Origin of the sequence: Rhizobium sp. AN5 (genome assembly GCF_900215255.1) — a bacterium.
In the GTDB taxonomy this organism is placed as follows: Bacteria; Pseudomonadota; Alphaproteobacteria; order Rhizobiales; family Rhizobiaceae; genus Agrobacterium; species Agrobacterium tumefaciens.
This window is the reverse complement of record NZ_OCMJ01000003.1, coordinates 935,050-950,637: the sequence shown is the minus strand read 5'-3', so window position 1 is coordinate 950,637 and position 15,588 is coordinate 935,050. Positions and strand designations below refer to the sequence as shown.

Sequence of the window (15,588 nt, the reverse complement as noted above, 5' to 3'; positions counted from 1 at the left end):
CGGGGCTTCAGGCGAATAGCGCATAATTTTCGCCACCCCTCTCTCTCGTCGCTTTAAACGTTTAACAACATTGGGACGCTGGTTGTTAGCCAGCGAACGGTATTCCTATGCCCAGTTTTCGCGAGGACGCTCTACGCCGCATCCGGCAAGACGGCGATTTCGACGCCGTCGTCATCGGTGGCGGTATCAATGGTATCGCCGCCTATCGCGATCTCGCTTTACAGGGACTGCGGGTGCTTCTGGTAGAGCGCAACGACTTCTCGTCCGGTTGCAGTGCCGCACCCTCGCGCATGATCCACGGTGGCCTGCGGTATCTCGAAAACGGTGAATTCGGCCTTGTGGCGGAATCGCTGCGGGAGCGTGACGCGCTTCTGACGCTGGCACCGCATATGGTTCATCCGCTGCCGACGACGATACCGATCTTCTCAACCTTCAGCGGGCTGTTCAATGCGGCCGCGACCTTTGTGGGTTCGGGCGGAAAACCTGCCAGCCGCGGGGCACTGGCCATCAAGGCGGGCCTCATGCTCTATGACTTCGTCACCCGCAAAAATCGCATCCTTCCCCGACACACCTTCCGCAACGCGCGCAAGACTTTGCAACGCTGGCCGGGCCTGACGCCAGGCATCAGATATTCGGCCACCTATTACGATGCGTGGATCAGCCAGCCCGAACGGCTTGCGCTGGAGCTTCTGATCGACACCCGGGCCGATGCGCCGCAAAGCATTGCGCTGAACTATGCCGAGTTTGTCCGTGCTGGCGCGGATTATCGTCTTAAGGTGGAGGGCACAGACGAAACCTTGCCCATCCGGCCAGGCATCATCGTCAATGCGACGGGCGCCTGGATCGATGAGACGATTGGAGCGCTAACGACCACACAGGCTGCAGAAAGGGCGAAACCGACCGTCTCCGGCACCAAGGGATCGCATCTGATCCTCGCCAACGAGGCGCTCCTCAAGGCCCTGAACGGCCATATGATTTTTTTCGAGAATGCCGACAATCGCGTCTGTATCCTCTTTCCCTATCTTGGCCGGGTTCTCGCTGGTTCGACAGACATCAAGGTGGATCGTCCCGAACGGGTGCGATGCGAACCGGAAGAGCGTGATTACATTCTCGATGCGGTCCGTCAGGTCTTTCCGCATATTTCCATCGACCATTCCGACATCGTCTACAGTTTCAGCGGCATACGCCCGCTGCCGCGTAGCGACGCAGCCTTTACCGGAAGAATATCCCGCAGCCATTTCATCCACCGCGTGGAGGGCGATCCGCCGCAGCTCTGCATGATCGGCGGCAAGTGGACGACGTTCAGAGCCTTTGGCGAACAGGTGACCGACGAGGCTCTGGCCTTTCTCGGACGCAAGCGGCTGACTGGCACAATGAACCGCCCGATCGGCGGCGGCAGGAACTTCCCCAGCGGTGCCGGGCGCCTGCCGGCCCTGCTGTCGGAGGAATTTTCGATCGACCGGGACCGGGCCGAGCATCTGGCATCTGCCTACGGTTCACGTGCCTTCGAATTGATGGGTTTTTGTTGGGGCCGCCCGGATGACAGTCCGCTTTGCGAAAAACCGCCGATCACGGCGGCAGAGGTGGTCTGGCTGATCCGCTGCGAACATGTCCGGCATCTGACGGATCTCATCCTGCGACGCACGACGCTCGCCATTACCGGCGTCATCGATGCCGATCTGATCGATGCGATCCTTGGCGTCGCAGCGCGCGAGCTGGGATGGGCGTCACAGCAGGCGGCAGACGAACGGCAGCGACTCGTTGATGAACTGGAGACCTTTTACGGGGTCACGACGGCAATGCTTAAACACAGATGCAAGGAGAATGCATGATGATGCGGATTTCGAAAAAGGCGCGCATGAACCGGCTGTTCCGCAATGGTGGATGCTTGGACGTTGCCATTGATCACGGGGTTTGCAACGAGCCGAGCTTCCTCGTCGGGCTGGAGGATATGGCTCAAACCGTCGACAGGCTGGTGGAAGCGGGTCCCGATGCCATCCAGATGACCTATGGGCAGGCGGACCTGCTGCAGCAAAGGCCGGAGCGCGACAAGCCGGCGCTCGTCATGCGCATCGATATGGGCAACCCCTATAATTCAACGCGCCACAGAACCATGTGGTCGCAGCTCCAGAACTATCACGATCCGATCGTCGGCGCGCTGGAAATGGACGCCGCCTGCGTCGTCGTGAACCTCTTCATGTTGCCGGACGAGCCGGAACTGTTTCGCCAATGCGTCGAGAATATCAGCCGGGTGCGCGCCGACTGCCATCGTTACGGCATGCCGCTGATGATCGAACCGCTGGTGATGTTGCCCAATGACGTTCGCGGCGGTTATCAGGTGGATGGCGATGCTGAAAAGATCGTCACGCTGGTGCGTCTTGCCTCGGAAATGGGAGCCGATATCATCAAGGCCGATCCCACCAGCAATCCGCTGGATTTTCACAAGGTCATCGAGGCAGCGCGGTGCCCGGTTCTGGTGCGGGGCGGGGGGCGTGAGGACTTGCGCAACGTGCTGGCGAAATCAGCGGCACTGGTGGCCGAAGGTGCGAACGGGATGGTCTATGGACGAAATATCTACCAGCATGACAACCCCAAGGCCGTCGTTGCGGCCTTGATGGCTATCATCCATCAGGGTGCGGGCAGCGAAGAAGCATGGGACATCTATAATCGTGGCTGATAAAAATCATATATTGGGTCTGGATGTCGGCAACACGGTGATCAAGGCGGTGCTGTTCGACACGGCCGGCCGGCAGGTCGCGCAACACGCCATTGACGGCCATTCGACATTTCCGCAGCCCGGTTACGTCGAGCGCGATCTGGAGGAGTTGTGGCGCAACGGATGCGAGGCGATCCGCCAGCTTCTGGCAAAATCGTCCGTCGATCCCCGGAGCATCCTCGCGGTCGGTTGCGCCGGCCACGGCAACGGTCTCTACCTGCTGGACAAGGATCAGCAGCCCCTGATCGGTATCCAGTCGCTTGACAGCCGAGCCGCCGATGTGGCGGTAGAGCTTGACCGGAAAAGCGGCGCGCAATTACAGAGCCGTTGTCTGCAACGGCCTTGGCCCGCGCAAACGCCCAGCCTGCTGGCCTGGGTGAAAAGGCATGCGCCCGATACATATGCCCAGATCGGAACGGTGCTGTTCTGCAAGGATTTCCTGAACTTCCGCCTGACCGGTTGCCTTGCCAATGATATTTCCGATCTCAGTGGTGCGGGGTTGCTTGCCTTCCCCGAAGCGAAGCTCGACCGGGAACTCCTGTCGCTCTACGGGCTTGAGGATGCCGTTGCCTTTTTTCCGCGCCTCGTGGAATCGGCGGATATCGTCGGCCATGTGACAGCTGAGGTTTCTGCTCTGACGGGGCTTTCCGAAGGCACACCCGTTATCGGCGGTTTCTTCGATGTTGTCTCCAGCGCCATGGGGTCGGGCGTCATCAATGCCGGGGAGGCTTCCATCATAGCCGGCACCTGGAGCATCAATCAGGTTTTCGCGGATAAACCGGTTATCAGCCCCGATGTCTTCATGGTCACGACCTTCGGACGTGACCGCTATGTCAATATCGAGTCCAGCGCCACCTCTGCGGCCAATCTTGAATGGTACGTGCACCGTGTTCGCGGCGACCATGGTGACCATGCCTTCGAGCGCTGCAACGACCTGGTCGGTTCCGTTTCGCAACGCGCCGACGATCCGTTCTTCCACCCGTTCATCTTTGGCTCGCGACTGGGCGCGGAATTTCGGGGTGGGTTTTATGGTCTGGCGGGATGGCATGGCGAAGGCCACATGCTGAGAGCCCTGTTCGAGGGTGTGTGTTTCGAACACCGCCGCCATATCGGCGTTCTCAGTGAAGCGGGGCTGCCGGTCGACAGTGCCGTGATGTCCGGCGGCGGTTCCCGCAGCCAGCATTGGCCGCAGATCATGGCGGACGTTCTGGAAATCCCGCTGCGTGTCGCGGAGGCCCGCGAAACCGGCGCGCTTGGTGCGGCCATCGGCGCGGCCGTGGCGGTCGGTCTCTATCCCGGCTATGAAGAGGCGGTCGCGGCGATGACGCGTGTGGCAAGCGCCTACACGCCGGATGCGGGGCAAGTCCCGCATTATCGGCGGCGCTACGGCCTCTACACACAATTGACCGACCAGTTGCGCGGCTTCTGGAGCGCTTTGCGTTTGCAGGACTAAAGGCTTCCGGTTTTCCTGATTGGCGGCACGCAATGATGCGTGCCGCATGAGCTTGCAATATATGCTGGCATTTCGGAAGGTTCGGATATCGCGTAATATTTTGTATGTACTTTAATATTACGATTTTATAATGTATTTCTGTTTTCTTAATTGCGCTAAAAATATGAATTAAAGTAATTTTTAAGCATAGGTTTCTACTATTATCCTCTGGTTTGGCTGCTGACATTTGGGGCTTGCGCGCAGCGACCTCAGCCGTCGCGGCCGGGATTTTTGGGGGGGATGGGACATGCTGTTTAAATCGACAACGGGCCGTAATATCTTCGCAGTCGCCGCGTGCGGCGTCGTTGCAACGATCGCGGCTTCGGCCGTGCTGTTTTATCGGTCCTTTGAGGATACGAGGGCCAACAGTGTGGAGCGTATGCAGCAGATCGCGCAAGCCGAAGCCTTGACGACCGAGAAAAACATCGGCGGTATGATCCACATCGTCAATAGCCTCGGCTCGGTTCTGGAATCGATGAAGCAGTCGGGCGATGCCGATCGGGGCAAGGCCGATCAGCTTATCCGGCACATGCTGGCGAACAATCCCGATTTGCTTGGTCTCTGGACCGGATGGGAGCCCAACGCTTTCGATGGCAAGGATGCGGACTTCGTCAACAAGGAGGGCTATGATGCGACTGGTCGTTATGTACCCTATTGGGTGCGGAGCGGCGGCAAAATAAGCAACACCGCATTGACGGATTATACCACCGCGGGTCCAGGCGATTATTATCAGTTGCCGTTCACATTGAAGAAAACAGTCGTCATCGAACCCTATTCTTACGCAATCGATGGCAAGGAGGTTCTGATCACCTCGGTCGCCAAGCCTGTCATAGTCGACGGTAAAACTCTGGGCGTCGCCGGCCTCGATCTGTCGCTGGCGGAAACGAATAAGGCGTTGTCAGCCGTCCGGCCGATGGGAACGGGCTTCATGAGCCTTGTGAGTGGCGGCGGCAAGATTATCAGCCATCCCGATGCGGCGATAATGGGTAAGAACCTCGCAGATGGCGGCGCACAAACTGCAGGCTGGGATAAACTGATCGCCAATCCCGGAAAAGAGCTGGAAATGACGGCACAGGACGGCACGGTTTCCCTTACCGTCGCCTTGCCGGTCATGCTCACCGGTGACATGAAATGGTACGCAATCGTCTCGGTGCCGGAAGACACGGTCTTTGCGCAGCTGCATGCGATGATGCGTGATGCCGTCCTGACGATCGTAACGGCGGCGGTGCTGCTGGCGTTGGCCGGCTGGTTTATTGCACGGCGGTTCATCAACCGCATTGCGAATGTCATCGAGGAGACCGCCCAGATCGCTCGGGGAAATCTCCAGCTGACATTGAAGGATATCGAGACCAGGGACGAAATTGGCGATCTTGCCCGCTCGCTTGACGTTCTGCGCGAAAACAATCGTGAAAAAGCCTTGCTGGAGCAGGAAGCGGAAGCCAACCGAACTCTTGGCGAACAGGAGCGGGTGGCCCGCGAACACAAGGCTGCCGATGAGGCGAGCGGCATCCGTTTCGCGGTTGACAGTCTGGCTCAGGCGTTGGCCAGGCTCGCAGATGGCGACGTGTCCTGTCGTATCAACGATCCCTTTGTCGAGCGGTTCGATGCCGTGCGCAACGATTTTAACGGTTCGGCCGGGAAGTTGCAGAACGCGCTTCTGCGGGTATCGGATAATGCCGCCGGTATTGATGCCGGCGCTAATGAAATCAAGGCAGCCTCCGATGATCTGGCAAGGCGGACGGAGCAGCAGGCCGCTGCCGTGGAGGAAACCGCCGCAGCTCTTGAAGAGATCACAATAACCGTGAAAGACGCCGCGAACCGTGCGCATGAGGCGGGCCGTCTGGTTTCCCGCACGCGCATCGGTGCGGAACGATCGGGCGAAGTCGTGCGTCAGGCCGTGATCGCGATGGAGCGGATCGAAAAATCCTCGAACGAGATTTCCAGTATCATCGGTGTGATCGACGAGATTGCCTTCCAGACGAACTTGCTGGCGCTCAATGCCGGCGTGGAAGCGGCGCGAGCCGGCGAGGCGGGCAAGGGTTTTGCCGTGGTGGCGCAGGAGGTGCGCGAACTTGCGCAGCGTTCTGCCGGCGCGGCGAAGGAAATCAAGTCGCTGATCACCAAATCGAACCAGCAGGTCGAAGAGGGCGTGCATCTTGTCGGCGACACCGGCAAGGCACTCGACGCGATTGTCGCCGAAGTACAGGAGATCAACCAGCACGTCGCCGCGATCGTCGAATCCGCGCAAGAGCAGTCGTCCGGCCTTCAGCAGATCAATACCGCCGTGAACCAGATGGATCAGGACACGCAGAAAAATGCCGCGATGGTGGAAGAAATGACTGCCGCAAGCCACAATCTTGCAGGCGAGGTCGATGCGCTGAACCGGTTGCTCGGCCAGTTCGAGCTGGGTTCAGGCGCGGTTGCTCATCAGGGGACTCTCAAGGCGGCTTGATCGGCCGCCACGGGTTTAGTTCGCTTCACGTTCAGCGCCGCCAACCACAGGAAGCGGCCTGACGAAGCGCTGTTCCAGAACCTCGCTTCCCCACTGGCTGCCGGGACGTTCTTCGACACATGCAAACCCCTGGGCCTCGTAAAGATGCCGTGCGGCCAAGAGCCCGTTGAATGTCCATAGATGGGTTTCGGTAAAGGCCTTCGCATCCGTGAAGGCGAGGGCGGTTGCCAGCAGTTTGCGACCGACGCCGCCCCCGCGCACGCCATCATCGACGATGAACCAGCGCAGATGCGCGGTTCCCGGTCCCAGATCTTCACCGTCGATTGCGACGGAGCCGATGATGTCGTCTCCTCGCATTGCGACCCAGATCGCATTTTGCGGGCTTTCGAGCCGGTTGCAAAAGGAGGCGAGACCTTCGGCAACAACGGATTCGAAACGCTGGCCGAAGCCTGATGTCCGGGCATAATAAAGCGCATGCATTTGCGTGATGCGGGCAATAAGGCCGGCCCTGTAACCCCTGGCGATCTCGATCGGAGGAGCCGCGGCGTCGGCCCGATCTGCCAGCGCATCGGCGTAAAGGCGAAGCCCGTCAAGGATCGTTCGGCCATCCGCAGGCGCAAGCCGCGACAGTGCGTTTGATACCTGTCGGTTGGCAAAGGTGTGGATGGCTTCGACCCGCTTCTGTCCTCGCCCGGCGAGACGCAACCGCTTGATACGACTATCCTCTTCGTCCGTTTCTTCCAGAACATCGCCCGAAAGAACCAGTTTGCGAAGCATGCGACTGATGCTCGACTTTTCAAGCCGAAGCAGCTTTCCCAGATCGCGTGCGGTAATGCGTGGGCATGCATCGATCTCGATCAGGGCGTGCACGGCGGAGGGCGGTAGATCGGTGCCGGCAAAGTCTCCACCCATGAAGCCGAGTTCGCGCACGAGCCGACGCGAGGTGGAGCGGATATCGTTTATGGGAAAGGGTCTTTCGGGCATGCCAAAATCCATTATGGTTGCATCATGCAACCATAATCATATTCGATCGGGCTTGCCAAGGTCACCGCTGCTCAAAATTATGGAGCACCGGAATGAGGACGGCAAAACTCCATATCGCCGATAGCGTGAAAACCTCTCGAAACCGCGGTGGTGGTTCAAAGGGGTCATTCGGTACGGGTGATTATCCGACTATATTGTCGATAGCTCGACAGGCCTCGATTTCCTTGCGCTGACCCCGCTCTAGTCACGGAACCGCAGGTTCCGGCGTGTCAGCTGGTCGACCGTGGTGCAGCCCATCAGCTTCATGCCGCGCTCGATTTCGATGCGCATCAGCTCAAGCGCCCGCTCAACACCCGGCTGTCCCGCGGCGGCAAGCGGGAAAAGGTAATAGCGGCCGAGCCCCACGGCCTTCGCCCCCAGAGACAGGGCTTTGAGGACGTGCGTTCCGCGCTGAACGCCGCCATCCATCATGACATCGATACGGTCACCGACTGCGTCGACAATCTCGGCCAACTGGTCAAACGCGCTACGCGAGCCATCGAGCTGGCGACCGCCGTGATTGGAAAGCACGATGCCGCTGCAACCGATCTCGACGGCGCGTCTGGCGTCCTCCACGGACATGACACCCTTCAGACAAAAAGGTCCACCCCATTCACGTACCATCTGTGCGACGTCGTCCCACGTCATGGATGGGTCGAGCATTTCGGTGAAATAGCGGCTGATGGAGAGCGCGCCGCCGTCCATTTTGATGTGGCCGTCGAGCTGGGGCAGGCTGAAGCGCTCATGCGTCAGATAATTGATGCCCCAGGCCGGCTTGATGGCGAATTGCGCAATGCCGGAAAGATTGAGTTTGAACGGAATGGCAAAACCGGTGCGCTTGTCGCGCTCACGGTTCCCACCCGTGATGCTGTCCACCGTCAGCATCATCGTCTGCACACCCGCAGTCTTGGCGCGCGCCATCATATCGCGGTTGAGACCACGGTCCTTATGGAAATAAAACTGATAGACCTGTGGGCCGCCGCTGATCCGGCGCGCTTCCTCGAGGCTGGTGGTGCCGAGTGAAGAAACGCCGAACATCGTGCCGTATTTTCCGGCTGCGGCCGCAACCGCCCGCTCCCCCTGATGGTGGAAGAGACGCTGAAGCGCCGTCGGGGAACAATAGACCGGCATCGCCAGCTTCTGCCCCATGACGGTGACGGACATGTCCACATCGGCCACGCCCCGCAGCACGTCGGGAACGAGATCGCAATTCTCGAAGGCGGCCGTGTTTCTCCGGTATGTCACCTCATCGTCGGCAGCACCGTCGATGTAGTTGAAGATCGGTCCGGGAAGACGCTGTTTTGCCATTCGGCGAAAATCGTGGAAATTGTAGCAGTCTTTAAGTTGCATTTGTTAGTCCACCGATCGGCTCTGCAAACGTTAAAAGATGAAACCTGTCCCGGGAATTCTGCGTCTCATACGTCCGTCAAGCTGCCTCAACTGCGCAGGCCCGGCGCTTCCTGTCCGGTGCTTTCGACATATTCCGTATATCCGCCGCCAAATTGGTGGATACCGTCAGGCGTCAGTTCCAGCACCCGGTTGGAAAGGGCGGCCAGGAAATGGCGGTCATGCGAAACGAAAAGCATCGTGCCTTCATATTCCGACAGGGCCTTGATCAGCATTTCCTTGGTGTCGAGGTCGAGATGGTTCGTCGGCTCGTCCAGCACGAGGAAATTCGGCGGGTCGAACAGCATGGCAGCCATGACCAGACGGGCCTTTTCACCACCGGACAAAACGCGGCAGCGCTTCTCCACATCGTCCCCGGAAAAACCGAAACAGCCGGAAAGGGCGCGCAGCGGTGCCTGCCCGGCTTTCGGGAAACGTTCCTCCAGCCATTCGAGAATGGTGCTGTCGCCATCCAGAACATCCATGGCGTGCTGGGCGAAATAACCGAGCTTGACGCTGGCACCGAGCGTGACGTTGCCGGAATCCGGCGTGGTCGTGCCCGTCACCAGTTTCAGCAATGTCGATTTTCCAGCGCCGTTGACGCCCATGATGCACCAGCGCTCTTTCCGGCGCACCATGAAGTCCAGCTCGCCATAGATCGTGCGGCTGCCATAGGCCTTGTTCACTTTCTTCAGCGCGACGACATCCTCGCCGGATCTCGGCGCCGGCGCAAATTCGAAAGCGACCGTCTGGCGCCGCTTGGGCGGCTCGACGCGGTCGATCTTTTCGAGTTTCTTGACGCGGCTCTGCACCTGTGAGGCATGTGAGGCACGCGCCTTGAAGCGCTCGATGAACTTGATTTCCTTGGCGAGCATCGCCTGCTGGCGTTCGAACTGCGCCTGCTGCTGCTTTTCGTTCTGCGCACGCTGCTGTTCGTAAAAGCCGTAGTCGCCGGAATAGGTGGTGAGGTTGCCAGCGTCAATTTCGATGATCTTGGTAACGATGCGGTTCATGAATTCGCGGTCATGCGAGGTCATCAAAAGCGCGCCGTCGTAGTTCTTCAGAAAATCCTCAAGCCAGATCAGGCTTTCGAGATCGAGATGGTTCGAGGGTTCGTCAAGCAGCATCACGTCCGGGCGCATCAAAAGAATGCGGGCGAGCGCCACGCGCATTTTCCAGCCGCCGGAAAGTTTGGCGACATCGCCGTCCATCATTTCCTGACTGAAGCTCAACCCGTCCAGAACCTCGCGCGCGCGGCCCTCCAGCGCGTAGCCGTCCAGTTCTTCATACCGCGCCTGCACTTCGCCGTAACGCTCGATGATGGCATCCATTTCGTCCATCCGGTCGGGATCGGACATGGCGGCTTCCAGCTGCCGGAGTTCGGCTGCCACTTCGCTGACCGGGCCGGCGCCTTCCATGACTTCGGCCACGGCGGAACGGCCGGACATTTCACCGACATCCTGATTGAAATAACCGACCGTCATGCCCTTTTCGACGACGACCTGTCCCTCATCGGGCTGTTCCTCGCCGGTCATCATCCGGAACAGCGTGGTCTTGCCAGAACCGTTCGGGCCGACAAGGCCGATCTTCTCGCCGCGATTGAGCGCAGCGGAGGCCTCGATGTAAAGAATGCGGTGACTGTTCGACTTGCTGATATTTTCAATGCGGATCATGACAGGGCCTGTGAATGGGAGCGGCTCTCCTATGCCACGGGTCGCCGTCGCTGTCACCTGCCGCGCACGCCGTGCCAGCCATGCAACCCGGCAAGGTCGCCCCGGGAACATTGCTCCCCGGAAGCGAGGTCGTTTTCGGGGGATGCTGGCGTGATTTTCCGTTAGTTGGTCAGCGTTGCCAAACTGCCGGCAGCCTTGCGGGCAATTTCGCCGAAGGCGGTAACGATCTGCTCCATGTTTTCAGGCGCGTAATAATTGTCGAGACTGGACGCACAATGTTGCAGCAGCGACTTGCCCTTGTCCGGCGCCATGAACGCGACGCTGAAAATCTTGATACCGTCTTTCTTGGCCGTATCGCAGGTATTGCGCACGGTCTGGTCGATGCTGGAACTCCAGGAGGAGCTGTTCCCCGTCATTTCGCCATCCGTCATGAGAACGATGTATCGCTCGAAGGATTCGCTTTTCTTGTCCTTGTGTTCCCTCGCTTCAACGGTATTCGCTTTTTTAAGGGCGTTGTATGCGGCATTCAGACTGCTGCGGGCGTCCGTGCCGCCAGACGGAAACTCCGGGATCTGTTTGTCGACATAGGTGGCAACGCTGCTAGTACCCCAGGTGATAGGCTGGGCCGCGTAGGTCTCATGCGTATAGACCGAGGCTCCTGTTCGAACCAGTTCGGAACCGCCGTTGGCGGTATAGGTGGGATCGGCCTTGTTCAACGTCGCTACGAGATAGCCGACCGCGGTTTTTAGCGAAGTAGCCTTGTTGACGTAGCAGGGCGATGTATTTTTGAGATTGGGATAATTCCCCCAGGTATCGACCGTGTAGTTCTGGCACGACGTTTTGTTGGTGTTGAGCGTATCGGTCTTGAAGGACATCGAACCCGAGCGGTCGAGCACCAGATACATGGAGATCGGCGCGCCCTTGTTGACAGTGCTTACCGCGGTGCCTGTCGCGGCAAGGTCGAGTGTTTTCGCCCCGAAGAACCCCAAGAGCGGATTAAGCTGCATCTGGTAGTTTATCGTGGTCTGGATGGTGTATGTCTTGCCGCGCGCATCGTCCGTTGTGCCAATATTGACTGGAGAGTTTTTCTCGAGCGCCTTCTTCTCCTCCTCGGTCAGGGTCTTTTCCATCTGGCTGGCGATGAAGGCCTTGGCGATTTCCTTGATTTGTTCGTCCGTCAGAGCGCCTTCTTTCAAGCGGGCCTCGGTCGCCGCCGCGAGAGCCGCCGAATCCGCCGTGTTCTGCAGGTCCGCTTTCACCTGCATCACATTCGCCAGCTCCATGCCGGCTCCGGCAAAACCAAGTAGCACCGGCAGCAATATTGCCGTCATCATGCCAAAATTGCCACCCGTATCGGCAAGGAAACGGCGCGTCATTTTTTGATATGCGGAGGGGATCATAACGGGCTCACTAATTAGAACATTAGACTGAGCGCAGGAAACCCGCAAACGATGTAGAATCCACTAATGCAAACGGTTAAATTTTATACGTCGTTCAAATTGGTGCAGTTTTTCAAGTATTAATTCGATTATGCTCAGAATAACACGCAATGTATCATTACTGGACGGGAATGACATCGACGGCCTGTTTGATCTGCTGGTTGCCGTAGCTCTTCAATACCCCGATCACCGGCGCGACATCGGAATAGTCCCGGCCATAGCCGACGACGATGTGGTCGCTGCCGGCAACGATATCGTTGGTGGGGTCGAGCTCCAGATAACCGGCGGCCTCACCGCACCATACGCGAACCCAGGCATGCATCGCATCGGCACCTTCCAGACGTTCCTTGCCCGGCGGGGGGATGGTGCGCAGGAAGCCGCTGACGTAACCGGCGGGAATGCCGAGGCTGCGCAGCGCCATGATCATGATATGCGAAAAGTCCTGGCATACGCCGCGTTTCAGCTTGAAGGCTTCCGACGGTGTCGTATCGACAGTCGTCGCTTCACCGTCATAGGTGAAGTCCTTGTGTATGCGTTTGCACATCGAGAGTGCGATTTCGCGAATGGTCATTCCGGGCTTCAGCAATTCCCGCGCATAGGCCGATATCGCCGTATCCATCCCTAGCCTCGGGCTGGCGCCGATAAAGTGATGCGGTGACTGGAAGTCGATCGACCAGAAGTCGGCAAGGTCTTGCGGCAGGCGTGAAAGCTCGGGTGAAAAATCTGCTATCAGCGCCGGTGCCTCCACCATCACACGCGCCTGCATGCGGATATCCAGCTTTTCGTGCGGTGCGCGCAGATGCACTGAGGTGGCCGATTGATGAAAGAAATCCTCAAAGACCGCCCGTTCTTCCGGCATCGGCGAAACATCGATGGTGCCGGCGATGAAGCGCTGACGGCCCGGGATCGAAAGGGGCAGCACGCGGATGATGTGACGCGCGCCATGGGCCGGCGTGTCGTAGGTGTAACCCATATGCAGGGAAAGGTCATAAAGCATCGGGTTATCCGAGATATGTCTGGGCCAGAACATCGGAGAGATGTTCCATGTCCGTTTCGAGCTGGCGGTAGATCGCGCCGTTCATGTTTTCCGGCGTCATGACGGCAAGGCCGGAATGCAGGCGCATTGCCTCGCGGTAAAAGGGCGACATCTGGCCGTTCGTAAAGGCGTTCGGCAGCTGCTCCACCTCGGTACGAATCTCGTTCAGCTGAAACAGGATGGACCGTGGGTTGAGCGGATCGAGCGCCAGAAGATCGGTGACTGTCAGACCCGCCGTGCTGACATTGTAGCGGCGGCGATGGGTCATGACGCTGTCACCGATTTCGAGCAGCATGTCATAGGATCCATCTGGTGCATCCGGTCCGGTCATATGGCCGAGAAGCCTTGTCATATGCAGGCCACGCTCGAGATAGCGGCCGATCGACAGGAAACGCCAGCCGGTGAAACGATACATGTTTTCGTGCACGAGACCGGCAAAGCCTGCAAGCTTGCGCAGCAGGATCGTCATGGCATGGGTCGCGTCGTCGCCCGGCGACACCTTTGCGTGGAACCGACGGGCAGTCTTGGCAAGGTCATTCAGCGCAAGCCATCCGTCCGGCGAAAAACGGTCTCGGATGTTGCTGGCGGAATAAAGCGCGCTGTTGATGTTGTTCAGCAGGCTTTCCGGCACGGCATCGTTCATCTCCACATCCAGCGCTTCGAGATAACGCGTCACATGCGCAAGCAAGGGCTGACGTGGGTCGGCGGATTCGGCATAACGTCCGTGCCAGGCGCGCAAGATGCGCAATGCGCCTTCCGAACGTTCGATATAGCGGCCGAGCCAGAAGAGGTTGTCCGCCGCACGGCTCGGCAGGCTACCCGGCATGTTGCGGGTGAAGCTTTCTTCCGCCGGTAAAAGCGTGGTGCGTTCCACCGGCTTGTCGCTGACGATCCAGACATCCGCAGCACTGCCGCCTGATTGCATGGCGATGGCGGATACATCGTTGCTGCTGCCGATCCGCGCAAAGCCGCCGGGCATGATCTGCCAGCCGTCCTGGGTGCGGGCGGCAAAAACGCGAAGGCTCATCGGGCGCGGCACGAGCTTGTTGTCGATATAGGCCGGCGTGGTGGAAAGCGTCACCACCTCTTGGCCGACAAGCCTGTGGCCATCGGAAGCGAGCCAGTCGCTGATCGATTCCTTCGCCGTTTCACGTAAGGACGAGCCGAGCACGGACTGACCGTTGTCTTCGAAGAAGGGCAGCCGGGAATAGGCCGGGCCGATGACCATGCCCTCGATATTGCCGGCAACGTGGCGGCGCTCGGATTCCTGTCCGCACCACCAGGTCGCGATGGACGGCAGTTTCAGGTCTTCGCCAAGCAGGTGGCGACAGACGCGCGGCATGAAGGACAGCAGGGCCCGTGTTTCGAGAATGCCGGTGCCGAGCGCGTTGACGATTGTCAGTGCTTCATTGCGCAGCGCCTGGACCATGCCGGGCGTACCGATGTGGGATTGCTGGTTCAGTTCCAGCGGATCGGAATACGAGGCGTCGAGGCGCCGCCAAAGCACGCCGATCGGTTTCAATCCGGCCACGGTCCTCACCATCACGCGGCCGTTGACCACGGTCAGATCCTCACCCTCAAGCAGCATGAAGCCGAGATAGCGGGCGATATAGGCGTGTTCGAAATAGGTCTCGTTTGCGGGGCCGGGCGTCAGCACGGCGATGCGGTCATCCGGATGTTTTCTGTGCGACTGCAAGGTGTCGCGGAAAGCGCCGAAGAATGAAGCGAGACGGTGAACATGGGTTTCGGCATAGATGTCGGAAAGCGCGCGCGTGGTCGCCACCCGGTTTTCCAGCGCAAACCCTGCGCCGGAAGGCGCCTGTGTCCTGTCGGCCAGTACCCACCAGTTGCCATCCGGTCCGCGTCCAATCTCGAACGAGCAGAAATGCAGATAATGGCCGCTTGCCGGTTTTACGCCGACCATCGGCCGCAGATATTCCGGATTGGAGGCGATCAGTGCCGGCGGTACGTAACCTTCCTTCACCAGCCGGTTTTCGCCGTAAAAATCGGCAACCATGGCTTCCAGAAGATTGGCGCGCTGTTTAAGCCCTTCGGAAAGAACCGTCCATTCCTTGTCGTCGATCAGCACCGGGATATGGGAGATCGGCCAGTTTCTTTCGCTGCTGCCCTTGCTGTAATCGCGGTAAAACACACCCGCATCGCGCAGATAGCGGTCGGTGCGGGCAAAGCGCTCATGCAGTTCGCGTTCCGACATGCGCGACAGGGCACCGAGCAGGGTTTTCCAGACCGGTCTGACCTTGCCGTTGGTATCGAGCATCTCATCGGCCACGCCGGGCAAGGTGGAGTAGTCAAGCCCACGCGATTGCGCGCTCGTTTCCGTCTTGCGTTCCGTGGCCGGGGCTTTGGACAA

General features: G+C 59.1%; 10 protein-coding genes. 4 read left to right on the top strand and 6 right to left on the bottom strand.

Annotation, left to right across the window (positions count from 1 at the left end; all coding sequences use genetic code 11):
• Nucleotides 1-107 precede the first annotated feature (107 nt).
• The 4 genes from CRP02_RS07740 (at nucleotide 108) to CRP02_RS07725 (ending at nucleotide 6,660) form a co-directional block, all read left to right on the top strand.
• Entirely contained in the window at nucleotides 108-1,832 is a 1,725-nt protein-coding gene (locus CRP02_RS07740; RefSeq protein ID WP_097170716.1) for a glycerol-3-phosphate dehydrogenase/oxidase, read from the top strand.
• Between the two features lie 2 nt (nucleotides 1,833-1,834).
• Nucleotides 1,835-2,677 (top strand): class I fructose-bisphosphate aldolase, encoded by an 843-nt coding sequence (locus CRP02_RS07735; protein WP_097171289.1) that lies wholly within the window; start codon nucleotides 1,835-1,837, stop codon nucleotides 2,675-2,677.
• Entirely contained in the window at nucleotides 2,670-4,169 is a 1,500-nt protein-coding gene (locus CRP02_RS07730) for an FGGY-family carbohydrate kinase (RefSeq protein WP_179783961.1), read from the top strand. Before CRP02_RS07735 ends, CRP02_RS07730 begins: the two co-directional genes overlap by 8 nt.
• Before the next feature lie 286 nt (nucleotides 4,170-4,455).
• Nucleotides 4,456-6,660 (top strand): methyl-accepting chemotaxis protein, encoded by a 2,205-nt coding sequence (locus tag CRP02_RS07725; protein WP_097170714.1) that lies wholly within the window; start codon nucleotides 4,456-4,458, stop codon nucleotides 6,658-6,660.
• A 15-nt stretch (nucleotides 6,661-6,675) separates the two neighbouring features.
• Here the strand turns inward: CRP02_RS07725 and CRP02_RS07720 are convergent, their stop codons facing one another.
• From CRP02_RS07720 to CRP02_RS07695, 6 genes are all read right to left on the bottom strand, one after another.
• On the bottom strand, nucleotides 6,676-7,644 hold the full coding sequence (locus CRP02_RS07720) for a bifunctional helix-turn-helix transcriptional regulator/GNAT family N-acetyltransferase (RefSeq protein ID WP_097171288.1): 969 nt from the start codon (nucleotides 7,642-7,644) through the stop codon (nucleotides 6,676-6,678).
• A gap of 240 nt (nucleotides 7,645-7,884) precedes the next feature.
• A complete protein-coding gene (locus CRP02_RS07715) occupies nucleotides 7,885-9,033 on the bottom strand; it encodes an alpha-hydroxy acid oxidase (protein WP_097099848.1) in 1,149 nt (382 codons plus the stop codon).
• Between the two features lie 86 nt (nucleotides 9,034-9,119).
• Entirely contained in the window at nucleotides 9,120-10,742 is a 1,623-nt protein-coding gene (locus CRP02_RS07710) for an ABC-F family ATP-binding cassette domain-containing protein (protein ID WP_045019879.1), read from the bottom strand.
• 161 nt (nucleotides 10,743-10,903) lie between these two features.
• Nucleotides 10,904-12,142 (bottom strand): vWA domain-containing protein, encoded by a 1,239-nt coding sequence (locus CRP02_RS07705; protein ID WP_097170713.1) that lies wholly within the window; start codon nucleotides 12,140-12,142, stop codon nucleotides 10,904-10,906.
• A gap of 157 nt (nucleotides 12,143-12,299) precedes the next feature.
• The gene (locus CRP02_RS07700; protein ID WP_097170712.1) at nucleotides 12,300-13,178 is read right to left on the bottom strand and encodes a transglutaminase family protein; all 879 of its coding nucleotides are present in this window, start codon (nucleotides 13,176-13,178) and stop codon (nucleotides 12,300-12,302) included.
• A 4-nt stretch (nucleotides 13,179-13,182) separates the two neighbouring features.
• Nucleotides 13,183-15,588, bottom strand: a complete 2,406-nt coding sequence (locus CRP02_RS07695; protein ID WP_003511535.1) for a circularly permuted type 2 ATP-grasp protein — start codon at nucleotides 15,586-15,588, stop codon at nucleotides 13,183-13,185.

Coding starts and splice junctions, on each gene's coding strand:
- CRP02_RS07740 (WP_097170716.1), top strand. CDS start 108: ATGCCCAGTTTTCGCGAGGACGCTCTACGCCGCATCCGGCAAGACGGC.
- CRP02_RS07735 (WP_097171289.1), top strand. CDS start 1,835: ATGCGGATTTCGAAAAAGGCGCGCATGAACCGGCTGTTCCGCAATGGT.
- CRP02_RS07725 (WP_097170714.1), top strand. CDS start 4,456: ATGCTGTTTAAATCGACAACGGGCCGTAATATCTTCGCAGTCGCCGCG.
- CRP02_RS07720 (WP_097171288.1), bottom strand. CDS start 7,644: ATGCCCGAAAGACCCTTTCCCATAAACGATATCCGCTCCACCTCGCGT.
- CRP02_RS07715 (WP_097099848.1), bottom strand. CDS start 9,033: ATGCAACTTAAAGACTGCTACAATTTCCACGATTTTCGCCGAATGGCA.
- CRP02_RS07710 (WP_045019879.1), bottom strand. CDS start 10,742: ATGATCCGCATTGAAAATATCAGCAAGTCGAACAGTCACCGCATTCTT.
- CRP02_RS07705 (WP_097170713.1), bottom strand. CDS start 12,142: ATGATCCCCTCCGCATATCAAAAAATGACGCGCCGTTTCCTTGCCGAT.
- CRP02_RS07700 (WP_097170712.1), bottom strand. CDS start 13,178: ATGCTTTATGACCTTTCCCTGCATATGGGTTACACCTACGACACGCCG.